Here is a 14,148-nt window from a genome sequence, read left to right as displayed (position 1 = left end):
GTAAATCCGATGGCTGCCAAGAAACTCAATCTCAAAGACAAATACCGCCTGCTGACGCGCGACCTGGACTGGGAGTTTTCCTACGAGGATCGCAAGAAGGCGTTTCCGTTCGAAGAATTCGAGGGAATCAAGATCACCGACTGGTCGAAATGGGAGGACCCCTTCCGTCTGACCATGGACGCCTACTGGAAATACCAGGCCGAGAAAGAGAAGAAGCTGTACGCGATCTTCGACGCCTTCGCCCAGAACAACGGTCAGCTGAACATATCGGATCCGCGCTACGTCAACGCGCTGAAGATCTTCCTGACCGCCGTTTCGCCGCTGGAGTACCAGGCGTTCCAGGGCTTCGCCCACACCGGCCGTCAGTTCGGTGGTGTCGGCGCCCGGGTGGCCTGCCAGATGCAGTCGATCGACGAACTGCGTCATGTGCAGACCCAGATCCACGCCATGAGCCACTACAACAAGTTCTTCGACGGACTGCAGGACTGGTCGCACATGCACGACCGCGTCTGGTATCTGTCGGTGCCGAAGTCGTTCTTCAACGACGCCCGCGCCGCCGGTCCGTTCGAGTTCATGGTGGCGATCGGCTTCAGCTTCGAATACGTGCTGACCAACCTGCTGTTCGTGCCGTTCATGTCCGGCGCCGCCTATAACGGCGACATGGCCACCGTGACCTTTGGCTTCTCGGCCCAGTCCGACGAGGCGCGCCACATGACCCTGGGGCTCGAGGTGATCAAGTTCCTGCTCGAGCAGCACGAGGACAACGTGCCGATTGTGCAGAAGTGGATCGACAAGTGGTTCTGGCGCGGCACCCGGTTGCTGACCATCGTTGCGATGATGATGGACTACATGCTGCCGAACAAGGTGATGAGCTGGAAAGAGGCCTGGGAGGTCTATTTCGAGGAGGCAGGCGGTGCCCTGTTCAAGGATCTCGCCCGCTACGGTATCCGCATGCCCAAGTACAGCGACGTCATCGAGAAGGAAAAGGAGCATGTCTCGCACCAGGCCTGGTGGACCTTCTACACCCACGGCCACGCCGCCGGCTTCCATACCTGGATCCCGACCGACGAGGAGCTCGACTGGCTGAGCGAGAAGTATCCCGAAACCTTCGACAGGTACTACCGTCCACGCTGGGAACTGGCGAAGGAGATGGAAGCCAGGGGCGAGCGTTTCTACACCAAGGGGCTGCCGCAGCTGTGCACCACCTGCCAGATCCCGATGCTGTTCACCGAAATGGACGAGCCGACCCAGATCGCCTATCGCAGTTCGGTTTACAGGGACGAGCGCTACCACTTCTGCTCCGACGGCTGCAAGGACGTCTTCGACGACGAACCGGAAAAATTCGTCCAGTCCTGGCTGCCGGTACACCAGATCTTCCAGGGCAACTGCGGCGGTCCCGGTGTCGAGGAGGTGTTGCGCGACTACTACCGCATGAACGTCGGCGCCGACAACCTCGATATCAAGGGCTCGCCGGACGAAGCGCGGTGGAAAGCCTGGAAAGGCGTCGCCTGATCAACTGAACAAAATAGAAAGCGTGCCGCCTGCGGGCGGTGCGAGGAGACCTGACAATGCCCGTACATGCCATAACCCCCGACTACCAAGGCGAGGTCAAGGACCGAGTCGAGAACTTCAACGGCAACCAGGTGGTATATGTCGGCTGGGATCATCACCTGATGTTCTGCGCCGCCTTCGCCTATCCGCTGCCGCCGGAAATGCCGTTCCGCGCATTGCTGGAAGAGGTGATGCCGGAGGCTTTCTCGCAGCACCCGGAGTGGTCATCGATCGACTGGTCCCGTGCCACCTGGCTGCTGGACGGCAAGCCGTTCATGCCGCAGATGGACGTGGCACTGAAGGACCAGGGCATCGGCCACAAGTCACTGCTGCGTTTTACCACGCCCGAGCTGAAAGGCTTCCAGGGCGCCGGCGTCTGAGGAGGTTGTCATGAGCTATGAAGTCAGGGTTGAACCGACCGGCGATGTCATCGAGGTCGAAGAGGGTCAGACCATTCTCGATGCCGCGCTGCGCCAGGGCGTCTGGCTGCCGTTTGCCTGCGGCCACGGCACCTGCGCCACCTGCAAGGTGCAGGTACTCGAAGGTGACGCGGATCTCGGCAACGCCTCGCCCTTCGCGCTGATGGACATGGAGCGGGACGAGGGCAAGATCCTGGTCTGCTGCGCCACGCCGGAATCGGATCTGGTGATCGAAGCCGATATCGATGTCGACCCCGATTTCCAGGGCTTTTCGGTCGAGGATTTCGTCGGCACCGTAACCGAAATCCAGGATCTTTCACCGACCATCAAGGGCATTTCGTTCGAACTCGACCGGCCGATGGCGTTCCAGGCCGGGCAGTACATCAACCTGCAGATTCCGGGCGTCGAGGGTACCCGCGCCTTCTCGATCGCCAACCCGTCGAGCGACAACCGCCGTCTGGAGCTTCATGTGCGTCTGGTACCCGGCGGTGCCGGCACCAGCTGGCTGCACGAGCAGCTGGAGGTCGGCACGACGCTGGATGTCTCGGGACCCTACGGCCAGTTCTTCGTGCGCAAGTCCGACGATCAGGACGCCATCTTCATCGCCGGCGGTTCCGGCCTCTCGAGTCCGCAGTCGATGATTCTGGATATGCTGGAGGAGGGCGATTCGCGCCAGATCTACCTGTTCCAGGGCGCGCGCAACGTTGCCGAACTCTATAACCGGGAACTGTTCGAGGCGCTGGAGAAGGAACACAGCAACTTCCATTACGTCCCCGCGCTGAACGCGCCCGAGGACGGCGACGACTGGAACGGCTTCACCGGCTTCGTGCACGAGGCAGCCAAGGCGCATTTCGACAACCGCTTCATCGGTCACAAGGCCTATCTCTGCGGGCCGCCGCCGATGATCGATGCGGCCATCACCACCCTGATGCAGGGCCGGCTGTTCGAGCGCGACATCCACATGGAGCGCTTTCTGACCGCGGCCGACGGCGCCGAGGAGAGACCCGTTCGGCACTGTTCAAGCGGATCTGAGGAGAAGTGAGATGGCGCAATACCTCGTGTGGGTCGCCAATCGCGGCGAACAGTTCGAGTGCAGCGACCGGCTTTCGGTGCTGGCGGGCATGGAACGGGCGGGCAACGGCTCGATCCATGTCGGCTGTCGCTGCGGCGGCTGCGGATTCTGCCGCATCCGCGTGGTCAGCGGAGAGTACGAGTGCAAGCGCATGAGCCGCGCCGAGATTACCGAACGGGACGAGGCGATGGGCTTCGCGCTGGCCTGCCGGATCTATGCCCGCAGCGACCTGGTGATCGAGTCGGATCATTGCCGGCCCGAAATCGCAACAAAAGCTGATGACTGTGGAAAATAACAAGAGGATAGAGCGATGAAAAAAGGTGTCATGCGTCCCGGCCATGTCCAGATCCGGGTACTCGATGTCGAAGAAGCCCTGAAACACTACCGCGACCTGATCGGCCTGGTCGAGATGGACCGGGACGATCAGGGCCGCGTTTATCTGAAGGGCTGGACCGAGGTCGACAAGTTCTCGGTGGTGCTGCGCGAGGCGGACAAGCCCGGCATGGATTTCATGGGCTTCAAGGTGCTCAATGAGGAGGTACTGGAACAGTTGCATGGCGACCTGGTCGCCTTCGGCTGCGAGGTCGAGCAGATACCGGCCGGCGAGCTCAGCGGCTGCGGTCGCCGCATCCGTTTCGTGGCGCCGACCGGGCATGCGTTCGAGCTGTTCGCCGAGAAGGAGCGTACCGGCAAATGGGGTGTCGGCAATGTCAATCCCGAAGCCTGGCCGATGGACCTGAAAGGCATGCGGGCGCAGCGCTTCGACCACTGCCTGCTCTATGGCGACGATATCGACGCCACCTATGAACTCTTCACCCGGGTGCTGGGCTTCGACCTGGCCGAACAGGTGGTCGACCCCGAGGGCAACCGCGTCGCCCAGTTCCTCACCGTGTCGATGAAGGCTCACGATATCGCCTTTATCAAGCACCCGGAAAAGGACAAGTTCCACCATGCGTCCTTCTATCTGGAGACCTGGGAAGACGTGCTGCGCGCCGGCGACCTGATCTCGATGACCGACACCTCCATCGATATCGGCCCGACCCGCCACGGCCTGACCCACGGCAAGACCATCTACTTCTTCGACCCGTCCGGCAACCGCTCCGAGGTGTTCTGTGGCGGTGATTATCACTATCCGGACCACGAACCGGTCACCTGGACGGTCGATCAGCTGGGCAAGGCGATCTTCTACCACGACCGCCAGCTCAACGAGCGCTTCCTGACGGCCTTGACGTAACTAGGCGACGCGTCCAGAGCATGATGCCTGACGGGGTGGCAGCGTATGTCACGCGTAACGCGTAACGCGTCACCCCATCCGGGTGTTACCAATCAGCTGATATAGAAGATTTCCAACCCAGTATGAACGATGCAACCAATACCAACCCCGAAATCGGTCGCCTGATCGACGTGAACGGGGTACGCACCAATGTGCACGATGTCGGTACCGGCGCCCCTGTAATGCTGATCCACGGTTCCGGACCCGGTGTCACGGCCTGGGCCAACTGGCGCCTGACAATTCCGGAACTGGCGCAAGAACGCCGCGTCATTGCGCCGGACATGCTCGGTTTCGGATATACCGAGCGGCCGGCGGGCAATGGCTACGGTCTGGATCGATGGGTGGAGCACGTCGTCTCGGTCCTTGATGCGCTGAATATCGAAAAAACCGATCTGGTCGGCAATTCCTTTGGCGGTGCCGTCGCGCTGGCCGTTGCGATTCGCCATCCGGCAAGGGTGCGCCGGCTGGTGCTGATGGGCAGCGTCGGCGTTTCGTTTCCGATCACCGATGGACTCGATGCCGTCTGGGGCTACGAGCCGTCCCTGGAAACGATGAAAGGGCTGCTGGATATCTTCGCCTATGATCGCGGTCTGGTGACCGACGAACTGGCTGAGCTGCGCTACAACGCCAGCATACGGCCGGGCTTCCAGGAGTCCTTCTCGGCGCTTTTTCCTGCGCCGCGTCAGCGCTGGGTCGATGCACTGGCGAGTCCCGAAGCGGATATCCGCCGGTTGCCCCACGAAACCCTGGTGTTTCACGGTCGGGAAGACAAGGTAATCCCGCTTGCCAGCAGCCTGACGCTCGCGGACTGGATTCCGAATGCCCAGCTGCATGTCTTCGGTCACTGCGGGCACTGGACTCAGATCGAGCATGCCGATCGCTTCGTTCGGCTGGTTGGCGATTTTCTCGCAGAGGCTGGCTGAGCTCAAAAACATCAGCATCGGTGGCTGCGCGAGTGCATCGGTGCGATCATCTCAGCCTTCGGGCGATACTGTCTTCGTCCGCCAGCTGGACCGCGGCGTAATCCATGGCGCGCGGTCCGATCCACATCCGAGGAGAGCCTTGATGCCCATCGCGCAGATCCACATCCTGGAAGGCCGCAGCGACGAACAGAAGGAGCGCCTGATCGCGGAAGTCACCGCCGCCATCGCCCGTTCCTCGACGCCCCGGAGCAGAGCGTCCGGGTAATCATCACCGAAATGCCGAAGCAGCACTTCGGCATCGGCGGTCAGTCGGTGAAAAAGCTCGGGCGCTAGCGCCATGCAGACGTCGCATGATGGCATAGCTGCGATTCCATTTAGCGGGCAAGCCCCGGTAGCTCGAACAACCGCCCGATGCGCGGGTCTGCGGGTAAACGCCTCAACAGTCGCTTCGCCTCCATGGCCGCAGCCTGGATGTCACCGGTACTGTAAAGCGCCACCGCATAACGGTATCCGAAGTCGGCATTATCCGGTTCGAGCTCGGTGGCTCTGGCCAGATCGACCAGTGCCGGCGGGTACTCTTTCTGCTGCAGGTAGGTGAGACCTCGCAGGTGATGGAGCGTCGCGTTGTTCGGCAGGTTCTTGAGAGCACGATTCAGCAGCCGGATCGTTTCATCAAACCGGCGTTGGTCGCGTAGCAGCGCCGTCAGTTCGACGATGGCCGGCAGGTAACCGGGATCTTTCCTCAACGCCAGCTCCAGATCCGTCTCGGCTGCAGCGGGTTCGCCGCTGAGTCGAAAGTAGCGGGCGCGCAATGTGCGGCCCGCTGGCAGATCGGCCTGCTGATCGAGATAGCGGCGATACTCCCCGCGTGCCTGCTCCAGCGCTTCATCGCCGTTAGCCGTATCGCCTCGCAGCAGCAGGGATTCAAAGCTGGCCAGCCGTACGCTGAGTTCAGGCGCTTCCAGACCGGTTCGCAGGAGGTCGTTGGGTGCTTCCGGCGGTAGATAACGCAGTGCTTTGAACGCACTTTCACGCAACAGAGGGTCATCTTTGCCGGTGAGTTTGGCGAGCAACTGCGGTCGCTGGCGGGCGAGTATCGAAGCGTACCGTTCCACCAGAGTAGCGCGTTGAATAGCCGGCGCGTCCCTGGATTCGATAAAGGCCAGTATTGCCGTTGCCGGGCCCTGTTGTATGTCGTACCAGGAGGGGGCCGAGAAACGTCGGGGGCCCAGGCGTTGACCTGGGCCTGCGACCAGGCAGTGTCCTGATCGGCGTGACAACCCAGGCAGGGGTCTGGGCTGCCACTTTTGGCCGCCAGATCGGGGCGGGGAACAGTGAAATTGTGTTCGCGTCGCGCATCGATCCGCATATAGGTACGCTGTGGCATATGGCAGTTAATACAACGGGCTCCCGTCGTGTCGTCCTCATGATGGTGGTGCTCTGCCGTATCGTAACGTCCGGCATTATGGCACTGGCTGCAAAGCGCATTGCCCTCCAGGATCGTCTTGCCGGAATGGGGGTCGTGACAGTTACCGCAGACCACGCCTGCCTGATACATCCTGCTTTGCATGAAGGAGCCGAGGATGAACACCTCTTCCCGAACACGGCCGTCCGGGAAGTACAGTGGTTCATCGAGTCGGGACAGAGAGTACTGATCATGCATCAGTCCGCCCGTACTGTCTTTCAGCTTGGTGCGTAACGAATGGCAGCGACCGCAGCTCCTGACCTGCAGGGGACTCGACGTCGGGCCCTGGTGGCGGGGGACCGTGATATCGGTGCCGGTCAGCCAGCTGCCTCTGGTGGCGAGATCGTTGCCGGCAGGCAGGCGTTTTCCCGCCCAGGCAGCTTCTGCATGCGACAGTGCCTGTTCATGGCAGGCAGTGCAGCCCACCATGACTTCGGTAAATCGCGTTGCGTAGCGGTCTTGCCCGGCATCGTAGGCTTTCTCTACGCCACTGGAGTGGCAGTCGGCACACTGGCTGTTCCAGTTTTGGTAGATGCCCCGCCAGTGAATTGCAACATTGGATGGATTGGAGGCTGGATCATCGAGACGGAACCAGCGCTGTCCTCCCGAAGTGGCCGGACGGGTGTCCCAGGCAATATTCAATGCCTGCAACTTACCTTCGCCGATATCGAACAGGTACTGTTGCAGCGGATATACCCCAAAGGTATAGCGAATCCTCCAGTCCGAGGTTTGTCCCTGTTCGGTCAATCGGACCCGATAGCCATTATCGTCGTACGTAAACAGCGCTTCTATTTCGGCGTCGAGATAGCGAGCCTCGTTGAAATCGCCCAGTACGCTGGCTTCGGTTGGCCGCTGCATCGAGACCGCATGCTGGGAGCGGGACCAATCGCGACTTTGCTCCGGGTGGCAGCCAATACAGCCCGAAGCGGGCTGGGCATCGGCATTGGACATCAGGCCTGACAGTAGCATCAAGAACAGCAACAGGTTCGTTATCATATGGTCAAATTCCATCGGTTCTTTACGCCACTCTTTGTCCAGATCGTGAATCCGGAAGTGGGAGAGCCGTTGACGACTCGGTGAACTCTGCTCAACTCGTGCCGTCGCACGTTGCACGACTAAGGTACGTTTATTGCTTGAATACTAATAAAACGACTAAGAAGCTTCCCATATGATCAATTCGATTCCTTTTTCTCATAATCAGTATCTTAATTCGCCTGACTACCAGGAGGTTCAACGGTTTCTCAACACGCGCATTGACCCGCGCGAATTGAGGCCGCTGTCACGTTCCCGTACCGGAAACACCGTTGTCACGCAGCAATCTCTCGGTGGCTCCTACCTGTTCGGCGCTGGCTGGTCCGGAAAAGTTCAGGTCTGTTCCGGTCCTTTGAGCGGCTGTCATCTGATTATGCCGCTCACCGGCGCGCTGGAAGTTCTGACGCTTGGAAAGCGACTGGAACCGAATGAATTGTTGCTGGCGCTACCCGGTCATGAGGTGGACCTCGTATGGCAGGTGGGTACCACCGCCATTGTGGCGACCTTCGAGCGGTCCGTTATCACCGGCCGCCATTCGCAGCGGGAGTTGAAGTTTTCAGCGGGCGATCCGGCCGCGCTGTCCATGTTCAATCTTCTGCACTGCATTTCCGTTCAGCATTGCATAAACAGCGGGGTCCTCTCGGATGAGATGCAGCGTCACTGGGAACGTCTTCTTATCCAGGCGATCGCCGAGCAGATCGAAGCGGCAAGTATCGGCATCCCGGCGATTCTGCCGTTGCAACTGAAACGCTGCGTTGACTGGGTAATGGACAATCTGGACGGTACCCCCTCGGTCGCCGATCTGGTCAAGGTTGCCGGTTGCAGCCGCCGCTCGCTCGAGCAGGGTTTCCGGCAGTTCCTTGATACGTCGCCAGCACGCTACATCTGCGAAAGGAAACTCGAGCGTGTCCACGAACTGCTCCGCCAGCAGCCAGACTGCAGCATCGGCGAATTGGCGTTTCGTTTTGGCTTCACCCATCCCAGTCATTTCACCAAGCTTTACCGGGAGCGTTTCGGCGAAACGCCCTCCGAAACGCTGAGTCGTCGCATTGTCACTGGCGTCGGCCGCTGAACGACGGGGCCCGGTCGCGACCCCGTCTGCGTTAAATCGTTTATTCGACACAGCGCTCGAATAGACAGGTGGTAAAGCTGTAACCGATCTTCTTCATCTGCTGCGGGTCGGACGGGAATACACCGTTTCGCTCGATATAGCCTTCCCATTCACCGATCAGTTCGGCCAGCTTCTCCGGATGCTGCTGTGCCAGGTTGACGCCTTCGGTGGGATCCTCCTTGAGATTGTACAGGGCCCAATCGCCATTGCCGTACGGCTGCTCCAGCAAGCGGATCTTCCAGTCGCCCTTGCGGATCGCCGAGCGACCGAAAAGCTCCCAGCCGATCGCGCGCGCCTGCTGATCCTTGCCGGTATCCAGAAAAGAACGTCCCTGAAGCGGGTGGATGTCGCGGCCGTTATAGGGCGACTGCGGCGGTACAATGTCGGCCACGTCCAGGAAGGTTGGCAATACATCCATGACGCTGATGAAGGAGTCGTCGATTCTGCCGCCGTGGGTCTGCTGCGGCAGCCGGACGATGGCCGGCGTCACGATGCCGCCCTGGGAGGTAAAACCCTTGAACAGGGGGAAGGGCGTAGCGCTGACCTGTCCCCACTGGGCACCGTACCAGATATAGGAGTCGCGTCGACCCATGTTCTCGAAGCTATTGTCGTATTCGCTTGCGAACCATTCACGGTTGCCGGGCAGTACTTCGGGGCTGTTGCCGTCGGCCCCGTTATCCGACATGAACAGGATGACGGTATTGTCCAGTTTCCCCTGTTCTTCCAGCCAGGTCAGCAGGCGGCCGATGTTGTGGTCCATGTTATCCACCATGGCGGCGTAGACTTCCATACGGCGCGCTTCGATGCGCTTCTGCTCATCGCTCAGCTCCTCCCAACGGGGCAGCTGCGTCAAGGGGGTGTTGGCGTTGACCGCCTCGTCTATCAGGCCCATTTGCTTCATGCGTTTCAGCCGCGCCGTCCGGATCGCTTCGTAGCCCTCGTCGTAGCGCCCCTGGTATTTCTGCAAATAGGTATCGGGCGCCTGCAAGGGCCAGTGCGGTGCCGTATAGGCGACATAGGCGAAGAAGGGTTTATCCTGCGTGATATCTTCCTCGATGTAGCGAATCATCCGGTTGGTATAGAAATCGGATGAGAAGAATCCTTCGGGCAGTTCGACGCTCTTGCCGTTGTCGCGATAGATCGCCTTTGGATCGACACTGATGATGGCCCTTTGGTCGTCGAAATGGCTGGCGCCACCCTGGATCAGCGCAAAGGACTTATCGAAACCGCGGGCAGCGGGGCTTTTGTCTTCGGTACGACCGAGGTGCCACTTGCCTACCATGTAGGTGTTGTAGCCGGCGTCGTGCAGGATCTCCGGCAGCGTTGCAACCGACGTATTCAGGTAGCCCTCGTAGCCGGGTTTGCCCTGCTGCTCGGGTTGAAGCAGTTCGGCCATGTTGCCGAGTCCCGCCTGATGGCTGTCCGTGCCACTTAAGAGCATGGCGCGGGTTGGCGAACAGGTCGGCGCGGTATGGAAGCTTGTCAGCCGGACGCCAGACTCTGCGAGCGCATCGAGATTGGGCGTTTCGATTTCACCGCCGAAGGCGCCTATATCGGAATAGCCGAGGTCATCGGCCACGATCAGCAGAATGTTCGGTTTTTCGTTCTCCGCCGAGGCGAGCCCCGTCAAGGTCAAAGTCGTCAGTGCCAGCATCAGGTGGCAAAACAGCGATCGCTTGTTTTTCATGTTCAGCCCTTGTTGTTGTTGGATTACAAGGCACGGGCAATGTGCCTGTGATGAGTATGTAAAGGGGGCCGGGAATGGGTTAGCGCTTTTGCGCAGCGGTTGACAGGGTTGCGCAGTTTTTTCCCTTCACCGAGTCATCATTCGATACCGGAAAGGCAATTAACCTGCTCGTGACCTTCCCCTACTATCGGGCGCCTCGATAGCGCAGCTGATGATGGTGGCGCCGCTAACGCTTAAGGCTCGAGCCCCCGGCCGCGGCGTTCGGGCTGGTCAGGGGAATGGTTCCGGCAACCGGTCATCAGGTGCGGAAACGCCCGACTTCCCGCTGCAGCTCGGCGGCGAGGCGGGCGAGTTCCGAAGTGGCTTCGCTGCCCTGGCGGGCGCCTTCGGCGCTTTGTGTCGAGAGGCTGCTGATCTGGTGGATGTTGCGGTTGATCTCCTCCGTGACGGCACTCTGCTGTTCCGAGGCGGTGGCGATCTGGGTGTTCATGTCGCTGATCGAGGCAATGGCCGCGGCGATGGCGGCCAGGGCTTCGCCGGCCTGGCCGGCCTGCTCGACGCTGCCGCGCGCCCGCGTCTGTCCCTGTTCCATCACCAGCACCGCACTCTGGGTACCGTTCTGCAGTTTCTCGATGGTCTGGCGGATCTCCTCGGTCGATTGCTGGGTGCGGCTGGCGAGGCTGCGAACCTCGTCGGCGACGACGGCGAAGCCGCGGCCATGTTCGCCGGCCCGCGCCGCCTCGATGGCGGCGTTCAGCGCCAGCAGGTTGGTCTGATCGGCGATGTTGCGGATCACGTCCAGCACCAGGCCGATACTCCCGCTGTCCTGTTCCACCTCGCGCATGGCGTCCGCGGCGCGGTCGACATCGTCGGCCAGCTGGGCGATGGCATCGATCGTCTCGTTGACGACCTGCTGGCCACGGCCTGTATCCCGGTTGGCCTGGCGGGCGGACTGGGCGGCCTCGCCGGCACTTTGCGCAACCTGCTGTACCGACGCGGACATCTCGTTGACGGCGGTGGCCACCTGATCGATCGCACTGTGCTGGTCGCGCACGTTGCCGGTCGTCTTTTCGGTGATGCGCGAGAGCTGTTCGGCCGAGACCGCGACCTGGGTCGAAGTACCCTTGGCCTGGCCGATGATGCCCTGCAGCTTGGTGAGGAAGTCGTCCAGCCCCGGGCCAGCTGACCCAGTTCGTCCCGCCGCTCGAGCCCGACGCGGGCGGTCAGGTCGCCGTCGCCCTGGCCGATATCGACAATCCTCGCCAGTATCTGCTTCAACGGCCGTGTCACGACGCGCGGGAACTGCCAGGCCAACAGCAGGCAGACCAGCAGTCCGAACGCCAGTGCCGCGAGTTGCAGGCCGATGCCGCGGGATGACAGCCGTTCGGCCCCGGCCACCTGCCGGTCGGCTTCCAGCTCGGTCATCTCCGTCAGTTGGTCGAGCAGGTCCCGCATCGCGCCGAACTCCTGAGCGCCGCGCCCGAAGCTGAGGGCCGCGGCATTGCTGCCGGCCTGACCGACGATCGATCGGGTCGTGGCCTGCCAGGTCTGGAAGCGGTTGCGAAACTGCGAGACCAGTGCCTGCACTTCGGCGTCATCCATCAGGCTGGCGAAGCGATTCACCCGTTCCAGTGCCTGGCCGATATTCTCTTCGTGCTGCTGTATAAGGGCTGCGTAGTCGCTGCTGTTCCGGCCCATGAAGACCAGGCTGCGCTCGGCGACCTGCGCCTGGTACAGATCGCGATCGGCCTGTATCAGCACATCGACGGCCGGGAGGTACCGGTGACCGAGACGCTCGGCACTGGCTGTCAGCGAACGGCTCACGCTGATACCAAGCAGTGCGATGATCAGCAGTATCACGGCGATGATCAGAATGGGAAGCGTCAGCTTGGTGCGAAACGACAGGTTGTTTAAGGCGTTCATTGGCAGGAGACCCCCAGTCCGTTGCGAATAGTCCCATGATGGTGTCGTGCAGGGCTTAACGGACAGTTTAATCGAGATCCGGAGTCCCGGTGGCGCCGCCGTGCAATGGAGTGAGTCAGGGAGCCGTTGCGGGTCTGCCGTGCAGCGGCAGGCGGGCATCCGTTATGGACACCCTGCCTGCCCGTCAGGCATCGAGAGGCCGGGTGATATGCTTGACCTCGAGATAGGCGGACAGCCCCCAGGGCCCCAATTCGCGGCCGATGCCGCTGCGCTTGAAGCCGCCCCAGGAGGTCTCGGGGCAGACCAGCTGCAGGCTGTTGATCCAGATATGGCCGGCCTGCAGTTGCTCGGCCACGCGCCGGGATCGGTCCGGATCGCCGCTGATGATGCCGGCGGCGAGGCCGAAGTCGCTGTCGTTGGCCAGTGCGATCGCCTCGTCTTCGCTCGCGAAGGTACGGGCGCAGAGTACAGGGCCGAAGATCTCCTCGCGCCAGAGTCTCGAGTCGGCCGGCACGTCGACGAAGATCGTCGGCTCGACGAAATACCCCTTGTCGAAGCCCCCGGCACGCTGTCCGCCGGTCAGCAGCGTCAATCCTTCGGCGCGCCCGTGCTCGATATAGCCGAGCACGGTGTCAAGCTGAGACCGGCTCGTCAGTGGCCCCATCTGAACATCGTTGTCGAAAGCGTCGCCGAGTCGCAGTGACTCGGCCGCGGCCTTCAGCCGTTCGAGCAGTTGCGGCGCGATGCGCTCGTGCACCAGCAGCCGCGAGGTGGCCGAGCACATCTGGCCGGCATTGTAGAAGATGCCGCCGATGATCCAGTCACAGGCCTGTTCGAGGTCGGCGTCCTCGAACACCAGCATCGGCGATTTGCCGCCAAGCTCGAGGCTCACCCCTTGACCTGCTTCGCTGCGCTCTGCATCACGATCTCGCCGACCCGGTTGCTGCCGGTGAAGGAGATCTTGTCGATGTCGGGGTGGGAGGTCAGGGCTGCGCCGACCTCGGCGCCGGTACCGCAGACGATATTCAGTACCCCGGCCGGCAGGCCGACTTTCTGCGCGATATTGCCCAGCTCCAGTTCGATCAGCGGCGTCACTTCCGAAGGCTTGAGCACCGCGGTACAGCCGGCAGCCAGGGCCGGGGCCACCTTCCAGGCGGTGGTGACGAACGGGAAGTTCCAGGGCACGATCAGGCCGACGACGCCGGCCGGCTCCAGCCGGGTGCGGGCGCTGTAGCCCGGCATCGCCAGCGGCACTTCGGCATTCTGGCGAGCGTCGAGTCGTTCGGCCAGCCCGGCATAGTAGTCCCAGGTCGCGATGGCATCGGCGATATCGATCTCGGCTTCGAACAGGGGCTTGCCGTTATTGCGTGACGACAGCGTCGCGAGTTCGCCGGCACGGGACTCTATTTCGCGGGCGATGGCGCGCAGGTAGCCTGCGCGTTCGGCACCGCTGACCCGGCGCCAGTCGCACAGCGCCGTTTTCGCGGCCGCGACGGCCCGGTCGACATCCCTCGCCGTGCCGGCGGCGACGTCTGCAATGACCTGCTCGGTCGACGGATTGATGATCGCCAGGGTGTTTGCGGTTTCGGGGGCGATCCAGTCGCCGTTGATAAAGAGCTTATCGTACATCTTGATCTCCACAGTCTCAGGCCTGTCCGAAGCTTTCGATAAAGTCGGCATCTTCCCGCACTT

At 61.5% G+C, this 14,148-nt stretch carries 12 protein-coding genes and 3 pseudogenes; 9 read left to right on the top strand and 6 right to left on the bottom strand.

Features of this window, described 5'->3' with window-relative positions; all coding sequences use genetic code 11:
- The first annotated feature begins 9 nt into the window (after nucleotides 1–9).
- The 7 genes and pseudogenes from ACFQDL_RS30410 (at nucleotide 10) to ACFQDL_RS30380 (ending at nucleotide 5,571) form a co-directional block, all read left to right on the top strand.
- The gene (locus tag ACFQDL_RS30410; RefSeq protein ID WP_379912689.1) at nucleotides 10–1,512 is read left to right on the top strand and encodes an aromatic/alkene/methane monooxygenase hydroxylase/oxygenase subunit alpha; all 1,503 of its coding nucleotides are present in this window, start codon (nucleotides 10–12) and stop codon (nucleotides 1,510–1,512) included.
- A gap of 56 nt (nucleotides 1,513–1,568) precedes the next feature.
- Entirely contained in the window at nucleotides 1,569–1,931 is a 363-nt protein-coding gene (locus ACFQDL_RS30405) for a phenol hydroxylase subunit P4 (RefSeq protein ID WP_379912687.1), read from the top strand.
- Nucleotides 1,932–1,941: 10 nt separating this feature from the next.
- Nucleotides 1,942–3,012 (top strand): NADH:ubiquinone reductase (Na(+)-transporting) subunit F, encoded by a 1,071-nt coding sequence (locus ACFQDL_RS30400; protein WP_379912685.1) that lies wholly within the window; start codon nucleotides 1,942–1,944, stop codon nucleotides 3,010–3,012.
- 1 nt (nucleotide 3,013) lies between these two features.
- A complete protein-coding gene (locus ACFQDL_RS30395; protein ID WP_379912683.1) occupies nucleotides 3,014–3,337 on the top strand; it encodes a 2Fe-2S iron-sulfur cluster-binding protein in 324 nt (107 codons plus the stop codon).
- A gap of 15 nt (nucleotides 3,338–3,352) precedes the next feature.
- On the top strand, nucleotides 3,353–4,276 hold the full coding sequence (locus ACFQDL_RS30390) for a catechol 2,3-dioxygenase (RefSeq protein WP_379912681.1): 924 nt from the start codon (nucleotides 3,353–3,355) through the stop codon (nucleotides 4,274–4,276).
- 122 nt (nucleotides 4,277–4,398) lie between these two features.
- Nucleotides 4,399–5,238: an alpha/beta fold hydrolase gene (locus ACFQDL_RS30385; RefSeq protein ID WP_379912679.1), complete on the top strand. Its 840-nt coding sequence runs from the start codon at nucleotides 4,399–4,401 to the stop codon at nucleotides 5,236–5,238.
- A 142-nt stretch (nucleotides 5,239–5,380) separates the two neighbouring features.
- A pseudogene (locus ACFQDL_RS30380) lies at nucleotides 5,381–5,571 on the top strand (4-oxalocrotonate tautomerase).
- Nucleotides 5,572–5,612: 41 nt separating this feature from the next.
- On the opposite strand, the gene ACFQDL_RS30375 reads toward ACFQDL_RS30380, so the two are convergent.
- Both ACFQDL_RS30375 and ACFQDL_RS30370 read right to left on the bottom strand, forming a co-directional pair.
- Entirely contained in the window at nucleotides 5,613–6,311 is a 699-nt protein-coding gene (locus ACFQDL_RS30375) for a tetratricopeptide repeat protein (protein ID WP_379912677.1), read from the bottom strand.
- A 422-nt stretch (nucleotides 6,312–6,733) separates the two neighbouring features.
- A pseudogene (locus ACFQDL_RS30370) lies at nucleotides 6,734–6,796 on the bottom strand (hypothetical protein); the annotation flags it as partial.
- A gap of 294 nt (nucleotides 6,797–7,090) precedes the next feature.
- Here ACFQDL_RS30370 and ACFQDL_RS30365 point away from each other — a divergent pair.
- Nucleotides 7,091–7,663 carry a hypothetical protein gene (locus ACFQDL_RS30365; RefSeq protein ID WP_379913525.1) on the top strand — a complete coding sequence of 191 codons (573 nt, stop codon included), beginning with the start codon at nucleotides 7,091–7,093 and terminating at the stop codon, nucleotides 7,661–7,663.
- 208 nt (nucleotides 7,664–7,871) lie between these two features.
- The gene (locus ACFQDL_RS30360) at nucleotides 7,872–8,807 is read left to right on the top strand and encodes a helix-turn-helix domain-containing protein (RefSeq protein WP_379912675.1); all 936 of its coding nucleotides are present in this window, start codon (nucleotides 7,872–7,874) and stop codon (nucleotides 8,805–8,807) included.
- A gap of 40 nt (nucleotides 8,808–8,847) precedes the next feature.
- On the opposite strand, the gene ACFQDL_RS30355 is transcribed toward ACFQDL_RS30360, so the two are convergent.
- From ACFQDL_RS30355 to ACFQDL_RS30340, 4 genes and pseudogenes are all read right to left on the bottom strand, one after another.
- On the bottom strand, nucleotides 8,848–10,533 hold the full coding sequence (locus ACFQDL_RS30355) for an arylsulfatase (protein WP_379912673.1): 1,686 nt from the start codon (nucleotides 10,531–10,533) through the stop codon (nucleotides 8,848–8,850).
- Nucleotides 10,534–10,831: 298 nt separating this feature from the next.
- Nucleotides 10,832–11,419 carry a methyl-accepting chemotaxis protein gene (locus ACFQDL_RS30350; RefSeq protein ID WP_379913457.1) on the bottom strand — a complete coding sequence of 196 codons (588 nt, stop codon included), beginning with the start codon at nucleotides 11,417–11,419 and terminating at the stop codon, nucleotides 10,832–10,834.
- Entirely contained in the window at nucleotides 11,326–12,456 is a 1,131-nt protein-coding gene (locus ACFQDL_RS30345; RefSeq protein WP_379912671.1) for an MCP four helix bundle domain-containing protein, read from the bottom strand. Before ACFQDL_RS30345 ends, ACFQDL_RS30350 begins: the two co-directional genes overlap by 94 nt.
- A 184-nt stretch (nucleotides 12,457–12,640) precedes the next feature.
- A pseudogene (locus tag ACFQDL_RS30340) lies at nucleotides 12,641–14,085 on the bottom strand (aldehyde dehydrogenase family protein).
- Between the last annotated feature and the right edge of the window lie 63 nt (nucleotides 14,086–14,148).

Source organism: Marinobacterium aestuariivivens (assembly GCF_042661465.1).
In the GTDB taxonomy this organism is placed as follows: Bacteria; Pseudomonadota; Gammaproteobacteria; order Pseudomonadales; family Balneatricaceae; genus Marinobacterium_A; species Marinobacterium_A aestuariivivens.
The sequence above is the reverse complement of the archived record's forward strand: the minus strand, read 5'-3'. Positions and strand labels throughout refer to the sequence as shown.

What these genes read in the sequence shown, in the direction of transcription:
- ACFQDL_RS30410 (WP_379912689.1), top strand. Translation starts at nt 10, where the DNA reads ATGGCTGCCAAGAAACTCAATCTCAAAGACAAATACCGCCTGCTGACG.
- ACFQDL_RS30405 (WP_379912687.1), top strand. Translation starts at nt 1,569, where the DNA reads ATGCCCGTACATGCCATAACCCCCGACTACCAAGGCGAGGTCAAGGAC.
- ACFQDL_RS30400 (WP_379912685.1), top strand. Translation starts at nt 1,942, where the DNA reads ATGAGCTATGAAGTCAGGGTTGAACCGACCGGCGATGTCATCGAGGTC.
- ACFQDL_RS30395 (WP_379912683.1), top strand. Translation starts at nt 3,014, where the DNA reads ATGGCGCAATACCTCGTGTGGGTCGCCAATCGCGGCGAACAGTTCGAG.
- ACFQDL_RS30390 (WP_379912681.1), top strand. Translation starts at nt 3,353, where the DNA reads ATGAAAAAAGGTGTCATGCGTCCCGGCCATGTCCAGATCCGGGTACTC.
- ACFQDL_RS30385 (WP_379912679.1), top strand. Translation starts at nt 4,399, where the DNA reads ATGAACGATGCAACCAATACCAACCCCGAAATCGGTCGCCTGATCGAC.
- ACFQDL_RS30365 (WP_379913525.1), top strand. Translation starts at nt 7,091, where the DNA reads ATGCGACAGTGCCTGTTCATGGCAGGCAGTGCAGCCCACCATGACTTC.
- ACFQDL_RS30360 (WP_379912675.1), top strand. Translation starts at nt 7,872, where the DNA reads ATGATCAATTCGATTCCTTTTTCTCATAATCAGTATCTTAATTCGCCT.
- ACFQDL_RS30355 (WP_379912673.1), bottom strand. Translation starts at nt 10,533, where the DNA reads ATGAAAAACAAGCGATCGCTGTTTTGCCACCTGATGCTGGCACTGACG.
- ACFQDL_RS30345 (WP_379912671.1), bottom strand. Translation starts at nt 12,456, where the DNA reads ATGAACGCCTTAAACAACCTGTCGTTTCGCACCAAGCTGACGCTTCCC.